Annotated in this window: 2 protein-coding genes and 1 pseudogene; all 3 read right to left on the reverse strand. The window is 66.8% G+C overall.

What is annotated here, in order from left to right; translation table 11 throughout:
* Window positions 1-76: 76 nt before the first annotated feature.
* Complete coding sequence (locus HMPREF1478_RS03050) at window positions 77-3,901, reverse strand: S8 family serine peptidase (protein ID WP_016460614.1); 3,825 nt, start codon at window positions 3,899-3,901, stop codon at window positions 77-79.
* A 232-nt stretch (window positions 3,902-4,133) separates the two neighbouring features.
* Window positions 4,134-7,943: a S8 family serine peptidase gene (locus HMPREF1478_RS03055; RefSeq protein ID WP_016460615.1), complete on the reverse strand. Its 3,810-nt coding sequence runs from the start codon at window positions 7,941-7,943 to the stop codon at window positions 4,134-4,136.
* Between the two features lie 225 nt (window positions 7,944-8,168).
* Window positions 8,169-8,933, reverse strand: a pseudogene (locus HMPREF1478_RS10540) (hypothetical protein); the annotation flags it as partial.

Raw genomic sequence — 8,933 nt, forward strand, 5'->3', positions numbered from 1 at the left:
CTCGCAGTGAGCGTTCCCGGGCCCCGGCCTCGTGAATCGAGAATCAGTGAATCAGCGATTCAGAACAGCGCGCACATCAGTGCACCCAGACTCCGTTCGCGTCGAACACGTAGGTGCGTCCATTGATGACCTGCGTGCCGGTGAGCATGGCACCGGAGGGTGCCAGGTAGTACCAGGAACCACCCACGTTGACCCAACCGGTCGCCATCTTTCCGGAGGCCGTCAGGTAGTACCAGGAACCGCCGTCATTCACCCAGCCGGTAGCCATCGCACCGTTGCCGGTGAGGTAGTACCAGGAGCCGCCGTCGACGACCCAACCGGTGGCCATGACCTTCGTGGTGGGGTCGAGGTAGTACCAGGAGCCGGCATCATTCACCCAGCCACCCACGAGGGCGCCGGACTCGTTCGCGTAGACCCACTGGCCGTCGGCGCGCTTAAGGAAGCCGGTCGCCATGTAACCGGAGGGGCCGAACAGGTAGTCCGAACCGTTGATCGTGAACCAGCCGTTCTTCAGGTAGCTCGCGCCGTCAGCGCAGGCGTACCACCAGCCGGCGCCATCCTTCACCCAGTGGCCGCCGTCGGTGCTTGTGCAGGCGTCGGTCGTGCCCGTGTTGTCGCTGGGCAGGTTGAGGGTCGCGGCCTCGGAGTGGTTGAGGCCGTAGTCCCATGCCAGCAGGTACGGGTGGGCGATGACGTTGCCGGAGCCACCCTGGTCGGTCCACGCGGAGTTGATGTCCTTGAAGGGGATCTCGACGTGGTAGGCGCGCGAGCCGTCAGCCGCGATGGTTGCCTCGTTGTCGGTGAAGATGTGGCGGTAGAACCACAGGCCGTCGGCCGGGTCGTGCAGGTCGATCGCGGCCAGCGGCGACGCATCCGTCACGTCGAAGGACAGGACGGTGTCGGCACCCTCACCCTTGTACTCCAGGTTGGAGACGACGGGCGCGACCGTGTCGATGCGGAACTCATAGGAGATCGACTGCTCGGCCTGCGAGGGGCCGTCGTTGTGCGCGGAGAGCGTCAGCTTGTACTGGCCATCAGGCAGGTTCTTGTATGCGTCGGCGCGCGCATCCAAGGACATCGGATCGTGTCCCTGCTCGAGCCACGTCATCTTGCCGGTGGAGGAATCCACCGCGGACTTCCAGTTCATGAATCGCGTGAAGGACGCGACCTTCTCCCCGTCGGCGTTCGTGTACGCGGCGTTGACCGTGTGGACGCTACGCAGCGTGCCGGTGCGGGGCTGGAGAACCGTGGGAGCGCCCGAGGCGTCCGAGCGGGAGATGATGTTCTGGCTCGGGTTGGGCAGTCCGATACGATCGGCGTCCTTGACCAGGGGGTTGTATCCCAGCTGCTGGCCCGTGGTGCCGTTGTAGACCCAGGAGGCGAGCGTGTGGGCGCCATCCTGCGAGGCGAGCGCGTCGAAGATGGGAGCCTTGCCCCAGTCGCCGTAGAAGCCCAGGTAGGGCACGGTCAGGTCAGGCTGTCCGTCAGTCTTCGAGGTGAAGCGCACGAAACCGTCGAGGAAGGTGCCGTTGGGCGTGTTCTGTGCGACGTAGGAGTCGAACGCGGCGCGAGGCGTGACATCCACGCCCACGGTCGCCTCGCCGTTCGCGGGGACGGTGATGGTCGCGCCCTCGCCGGTGCCGCTCACGGCCGCGCCGGAGTAGGCGATGTCCACGCCCTTGCCGCGCCAGTCGGAGGTGTGTCCGGTGAAGAACCCGCCGTCAACGATCTCGGAGAGCGCCTGCGTGTTCAGGGCGTAGGTGGCCTCGGCGCCGGAGAGGTTGTGCAGCGTGACGTCGAAGTGCCATCCCTTAGTGCCATCGCCCAGGTCGGCCTTGGGGCGGGACTGCTCGGGGGCGCCCACCACGGTCGGGTACACGGACGAGGTCGTGGCAGCCAGGACGTTCGTCAGACCCGAGCCCTGCTTGCGCGGGGAGTACGGGGCGCCGGAGTCTTCAAGCGGGTCGGCGATGGGGGCCGCCGTGCCCATGATGAGGTTCTGGACGACGTCAACCTTTTGGCTCGCGCTCATGGACGCGAACAGCGGATCGTTCTGGACGCGCTCCAGGACAACGGCGCTGACGCCCGCCATCTGCGGGGTGGCCATGGACGTGCCGGACATGAACTCGTAGTTGCCGCCGGGCACGGACGAGTAGATGTTGCCGCCGGGGGCGCTGACCTCGGGCTTGAGGCGCAGGTCGGGGGTGACGCCCCAGGAGGAGAAGCTCGACATGGAGTACTTCGTGCTGGGGGGGACGACCTTGCCGGGGGCGACGTTCATGTGGTGGTCGGCGGCGGCCAGCATGGCCTCGCCGTCCGCCTGCGAGATGAACGCGGCGGGCACGCCGTCGGTCGCCAGGCTCATGACGACGAGCGAGTCACCGGGCACGTTGTTGTAGACGATGAAACCGGCGGGCTTGGAGCCTGCGATGTTGTTGAACTTGTCCTGGAAGGTGAGGGAGCCACGCTTGACCAGCACGATCTTGCCGGCGAGGCCCTCGGGGTACTTGGCCTTGAGCGCAGCACCGTCCTCGGGCGAACCGATGCCGCCGTCGACGTACTCGAAGGGGCCGCCGGTCAGGTCGGACAGGTCGGGCATCTTCTGACCGTCGGCGCCACCAGCGCGCTGGTAGGGGATGTCGCGGTCGCCGACACTGAAGGCGCTGTGCGCCAGCGAGTTATCGACCGAGGCCACGGACACGACGGAGGAGTAGGACGCCGGCTCGCACAGGACCGAGGAGTCGGGGTCCGACGCGTAGGGCAGGTTCTTGCCGGACAGGTTGCCGTATCCGGCGGTGTACTCGTTGCCCGCGGCCGCGTTCACGGTGACGCCCGCGGCCTGCAGGTTCTTGAAGACGGTGGCGTACATGGAGTCGGCTTCGTTGTCCATGCCGCCGGTCTGTCCGAGGGACAGGTTCACGACGTCGGGGTGCAGGATCACCATGTCGTCGAGTGCAGCGAGCAGCGCCGAGTCCGGGATGCCGCCGTTGCTGCTACGGGCGACCTTGGCGACGATGATCTGGGCGTCGGGCGCAATGCCGACGATTTCTCCCGCGTTGCCCGCGGTGATGCCGGCGACGTGCGTGCCGTGCGATCCGGCTTCGCCGGTCGGCGAGGGGTCGGGGTCGTTATCCGCGTAGTCGTAGGCGAAGGGGAACTTTTCCGACACGTAGGTGCCGGTCTTTCCGTCACCCAGCTGGGGGGTCAGGGATGCGACCTTGTCCGCTGAGAGCGCGGGGGTTCCGTGCAGGGCGCCCGCGAACGCCGGGTGCGTCATGTCCACGCCGGTGTCGATGACGGCGACGACCTTGCCCTCACCCTTCTGGGTGATCTGGTCGGCGTGCATCATCAGCTGGGGGCTAAGGTTGGCGGGGTCCTGGGCGGCGGTGCGGGCGGAGTTCGTCGCACCCTCGCCAGCGACCTGGTCGTCGGCGCCTTCAACGTGGGTCTCGCGGTCGAGGAACGCGGCCTTGACGCCGCTCACCGCGCGGATCGCGTCGAGGGAGCCGGCGGGGGCGTTGAGCGCGAAGCCCTTCAGGGCGTTGTCGTACTCGCGCTCCACCTGGGCGGAGGCGCCGGGGAATGCGCCGGCGACGGCCTCGTTGATGGAGGCGAGAGCGGCCGCGCGGTCGGCGCCGTCGTCGAGCTGGACGACGATGCTCACGACGGAGGCGGGGTCCACCTCGTCGGTCGACTGGGCCTGATCGGTCTGGGTGGTCTGCCCGCTCTTCGAGGTGAGCGCGGTATCGACGTTACCGACGGGCAGGGACGAGGCCGTGGCGCCCGCGTCGGGTTGGCTGTCCGCGCCGGTGGGCGGGGATGCGAGGGTCGCGGGGCCAGCAACCACGAGTGCCGCGGTGCCGGCCAGCGCGAGGAGCGTCGCTGGTTTCTTCGTTGTCATCTACCTACTCCAATGTGTTGACAGGCGGTCGCGTAAGAACGAGGAGAGGACCGCGTCTATTGGCCGCCATCATCAACATAACCGCAGACAAGTCTTGTGACAAGCTTTGTTTCACCTAGAGAAACACCTGACGATTATTTTACTCAGTAACGGATTCCGGGCCCGAGAACGCTTACACAACAACGTTCTCGGGCCCGGAAGGGAATGTTGACAGATTCAGGAAGCTCGGCGCTTATCGCACCCAGGCGCCAGAATCGTCAAACATGTAGGTGCGCCCGTTGATCACGTGCGTGCCCGTCAGCATCGCACCGGAGGGTGCCAGGTAGTACCAGGTGCCCCGATCCTTGACCCAGCCGGTCGCCATCTTTCCGGAGGCGTTCAGGAAGTACCAGGTACCGCCGTCATTCACCCACCCGATGGCCATCGCACCGTTGCCGGTGAGGTAGTACCAGGAGCCGCGGTCGGCCACCCATCCGGTCGCCATGACGTGAGAGGCGGGGTCGAGGTAGTACCACTGGCCGCCATCCTTCACCCAACCGCTCACGAGGGCGCCGTCGGAGTCGGCGTAAACCCACTGGCCGTTCATGCGCTTGAGGAAGCCGGTCGCCATGTAGCCCGACGGCCCGAACTGGTAGTCGCGGCCGTTGATGGTGAACCAGCCGCCCTTGAGGTAGCTGGCCCCATCGGCGCAGGCGTACCACCAGCCGACGCTATCCTTCACCCAGTGACCGCCCTCGGGGTTCACGCACGGGCTGGGTGTGCCCGGGTTGCCGCTGGGCAGGTTGATCGGGAAGACCTCGGAGGGGTTGAGGCCGTAGTCCCACGCGAGGATGTAGGGGTTGGCGATGACGCCGCCGGTGCCGCCCTGGTCGGTCCACGCCTGCTCGATGACACTGAGCGGGATCTCGACGTGGTACGTGTACCGGCCGTCGGCTCCCACACTGCCTTCATCTTCGGTGAAGACATGGCGGTAGAACCACAGGCCGTCGGCCGGGTCGTGCAGGTCGACGGCCGCCAGCGGCGAGTCGTCGGTAACGTCGAAGGTCACGACGAAGCCCTCATCCTTGCCGGAGTACACCAGATCGGAGATGACCGGGGCCTTCGTGTCGAGGCGGAAGTTGTAAGAGATCGACTGCCGGGCAGACGACGGACCGTCGTTGGATGCGGCGATCCGCAGCGTGTAGGCACCGTCGGGCATCTGCGCAAACTTCTCCGCGTTCGCATCGAAGGCGGTGGACTCGTGGTAGGCCTCGACCCAGGTGTTCTCCTCGGTGCTGGTCAGGTAGACGGACTTCCAGTTCTGGTGGTTGGTCACGGAGAAGACCGTCTCCCCGGCCTGGTTCGTGTAGGTGCTGGTCAGCGTATGGACGCTGCGCAGCGTGCCCGTGCGCGGTTCGAGGATCGTCGGGGCGCCCGAGGCCGTGGACCGCGAGATCACGTAGCGCTGCGGATTCGGGTTGCCGGTGCGGTCGGCCACCTTGACGAGCGGGTTGTAGCCGAGGGAGGCGCCGGTCTGTCCGTTGACGATATCCGAGGCCCGGGTGTGCGCCCCGCCCACAGAGGCGAGCGCGTCGAAGATGGGTGCCTTGCCCCAGTCGCCGTAGAAGCCCAGGTAAGGCACGGCGAGGTCAGGCTGACCGTCCGTCTTCGACGCGAAGCGCACGAAACCATCCAAGAACGTGCCGTTGGGCGTATTGTCCGCAACGTAGGAGGCGAACTCGCTGCCGGGCGTGACGTCGATGCCGACCGTGGCCTCGCCGCTCGCCGGAACCGTCACCGTCGCACCCTCAGCCGACGCAGAAGCGGCACCGGAGTAGGTGATCTCCACGCCATGGCCTCGCCAATCCGAGGAATGCTCCGTGAAGAAACCACCATCAACGATCTCCGACAGAGCCTGAGAACTCAACTCGTACGTCGCAGCCGTGCCGGACAGGTTATGCAGCGTGACATCGAAATGCCAGCCCTTCGTGCCATCCCCCAGGTCCGCCTTGGGCCGGGACTGCTCGGGCGCACCCACCACGGTCGGGTACACCGACGAGGTCGTGGCCGCCAGGGCGTCCACCAGGCCCGCACCCTGCTTGCGCGGGGAATAGAGAGCACCCGACGTCTGAGCCGCATCGGTCAGCGGGCGGGCGGTGCCAATGATGAGGTTCTGCACCACATCAGCCTGCTGGCGCGCGCTCATCGACGCAAACAACGGATCAGACTGGACACGCTGCAGGACGATCGCGCTGATGCCAGCCATCTGGGGCGTGGCCATCGAGGTGCCCGAGGTCTGCTCGTACGCACCGTTCGGTATCGATGAGAAAACGTTGCCACCAGGCGCCACGATCTCAGGCTTGAGACGCAGGTCCGGGGACACGCCCCACGAGGAGAACTCCGAGGCCTCGTAGATGGAGGACTGCGGCAGGACCTGCCCCTCGGCGATGGAGAGCTTGTGCTCGGGGGCGTCCAGCATGGCCTGGCCGTCCGCCTGGGAGATGAACGCGGCGGGCAGGTCCTGCGTCGTCAGGTTCATGATGATGAGCGAGCCGACGGACACGTTGTTGTAGACGAGGATGCCGGCCGGATGCAGGTCGTAGAGGTTCTCGACCTTCTTCTGGTAGGTCATCTTGCCGCGCGAGACCAGGGCGATCTTGCCGGCGAGGCCGTCCGGGTACTTCTCCTTGAGGGCGGCGACGTCCTCCTCGGAGGCGAACCCGGCGTCCACGTACTCGTAGGTGCCGGCGGGCAGGTCCGAGAAGTAGGCGACCTTCTCGCCATTCATGCCGCGCGAGCGCTGGTAGCCGATGTCCTTCCCGTTGACGGTAAAGGCGTTGCGGATGAGGGCGTTCTCGACGGAGGCGACGGCGACCACGGAGGAGTAGGTCGCGGGCTCGTCAATGACCGAGGAGTCGGGGTCCGAGGCGTAGGGCAGGCCCTTGCCGGAGTTGTTGCCATACCCGGTGGAGAAGGCGTTGCCCGCGGCCGCGTTGACGGTAATACCCGCGTCCTGGAGCTTCTTGTACACGGTCGCGTAGACCGTGTCGGCCTCGTTATCCATGCCGGCCGTCCAGCCGAGCGACAGGTTGATGACGTCGGGGTGCAGGACCAGCATGTCGTCGAGGGAGGCGAGCAGCGCCGAGTCCAGCAGCGCGTCGTCCTCGCTGCGCGTCACCTTCGCGACGATCACCTGCGCGTTGGGGGCGGTGCCGACGATCTTGTCGGCATTGCCCGCGGCGATGCCGGCGACGTGGGTGCCGTGGAAGCCGGAGCCTCCCTCGCGCGGCGATGCGTCGTTGTCACCGTCCGCGTAGTCGTATGCGAAGGGGAACTTCTGCGAGATGTAGACGCCGGTCTTGCCCTCGCCCAGCTGCGAAGTCAGCGCGGCAACCTTCTGCGGGGTGAGCGGAGGCGTTCCCGCAAGCTCGCCCGTGAACGCCTGGTGGGTCGTGTCGACGCCCGTGTCGATGACGGCGATGACCTTACCCTCGCCCTTCTGCGCGACCTGGTCGGTGCGCATCATCAGCTGGGCGCTCAGGTTGGCGGGGTCCTGCCCACCGTTGCGCGCTGCCTCAAGGCCTCCCTCTGAGTCGAGGGTCGCGCCGTCGTTCACGTGCCCCTCGCGCTCGAGGAACGCTGCGTGCACGCCCGGGGCGCGACGGATCGCGTCGAGCGCACCTGCGGGAGCCTTGAGGGCGAAGCCCGTCAGGACGTTGTCATACTCGCGCTCGACCTGGGCCGAGGCCCCGGGGAATTGAGCGGCCACAGCCCGGTTGATCTCGTTGATCGCGCCCTCGCGGGATGCGCCGTCCTCGAGCTGGACGATGACGCCGACGACGCGCGCCGGATCCTCATCGCCGGCACTCGAGGCGGGCGCAGACTGCCCGCTCTTCGAGGTCAGCGCCGTATCAATATCGCCCGCAGGCAGGGACGCCGCTGCGCCATCGCGGGCGCCGGACGGGCCCGCGGACAGGGGCGAGGCCAGGGTGGCCGGCCCGGTGACCGCGAGCGCGCAGGCGCCGACGAAGGCGAGGAGGGCAGCCGGTTTCTTCGTTGACATAAGCCTTCTCCAAATGTGTGGGGGGACGGCGTGCCGGTGGCATCCGGTACATCGGTGTACCAGCCGTCTCCTCACAAAATACCGCACATAGCACGACTGACAATCACGGTATTGCTTATTGTTACGTGAAGCGGAGCTGAAGCGTCTAACGAGAAGCCGGGCCCGGGAGCGCGTTGCTGCGTTCCCGGGCCCGGACTGTTACCTGTCGGCGAGGCCTCGATCAGATCACGGGATCCACACACCCGAGGCGTTGAAGGTGTAGCTGCGGCCGTTGATGGTGTGCGTGCCCGTCACCATGGCTCCCGAGGGAGACAGGTAGTACCAGGCGCCGCCCAGGTTGATCCAACCGGTGGCCATCGCACCGGAGCCGTGCAGGTAGTACCAGGAGCCGCCGTCCATGACCCAACCGGTGCGCATCGCGCCGTTGTCACCCAGGAAGTACCAGGAACCGCCGATCATCTGCCAGCCGGTGAGCATCGCGCCCGAGCCGTGCAGGTAGTACCACGTGCCGCCCAGGTTGATCCAACCGGTGGCCATCGCACCGGAACCGTGGAGGTAGTACCAGGTGCCGCCGTCCATGACCCAACCGGTGCGCATCGCGCCGTTGTCACCCAGGTAGTACCAGGAACCGCGGACGATCTGCCAGCCGGTGAGCTGCGCGCCGGAGCCATCGTGGTAGTACCAGGCACCGCCGTCCATGACCCAACCAGTGCGCATGTAGCCGCGTCCATCGAAGCGGTAGGTGCGTCCGTCGATCACCATCGAGGTATTCGCCGGGTAGGTGCCGTCAGCGTTGCGGTACCACCAGCCGATCGAGTCCAGCATCCAGGCGCCCGAGGGAGCAGGCTGAGGCTGGGGATCCGGAGCAGGCTGCGGGTCAGGCTGCGGCTGAGGCTCGGGCTGCGGCTGGGGATCCGGAGCAGGCTGGGGATCCGGAGCAGGCTGGGGGTCAGGCTGCGGCTGAGGCTCGGGCTGCGGCTGGGGATCCGG

It is taken from the genome of Actinomyces sp. HPA0247, assembly GCA_000411415.1.
GTDB lineage: Bacteria > Actinomycetota > Actinomycetes > Actinomycetales > Actinomycetaceae > Pauljensenia.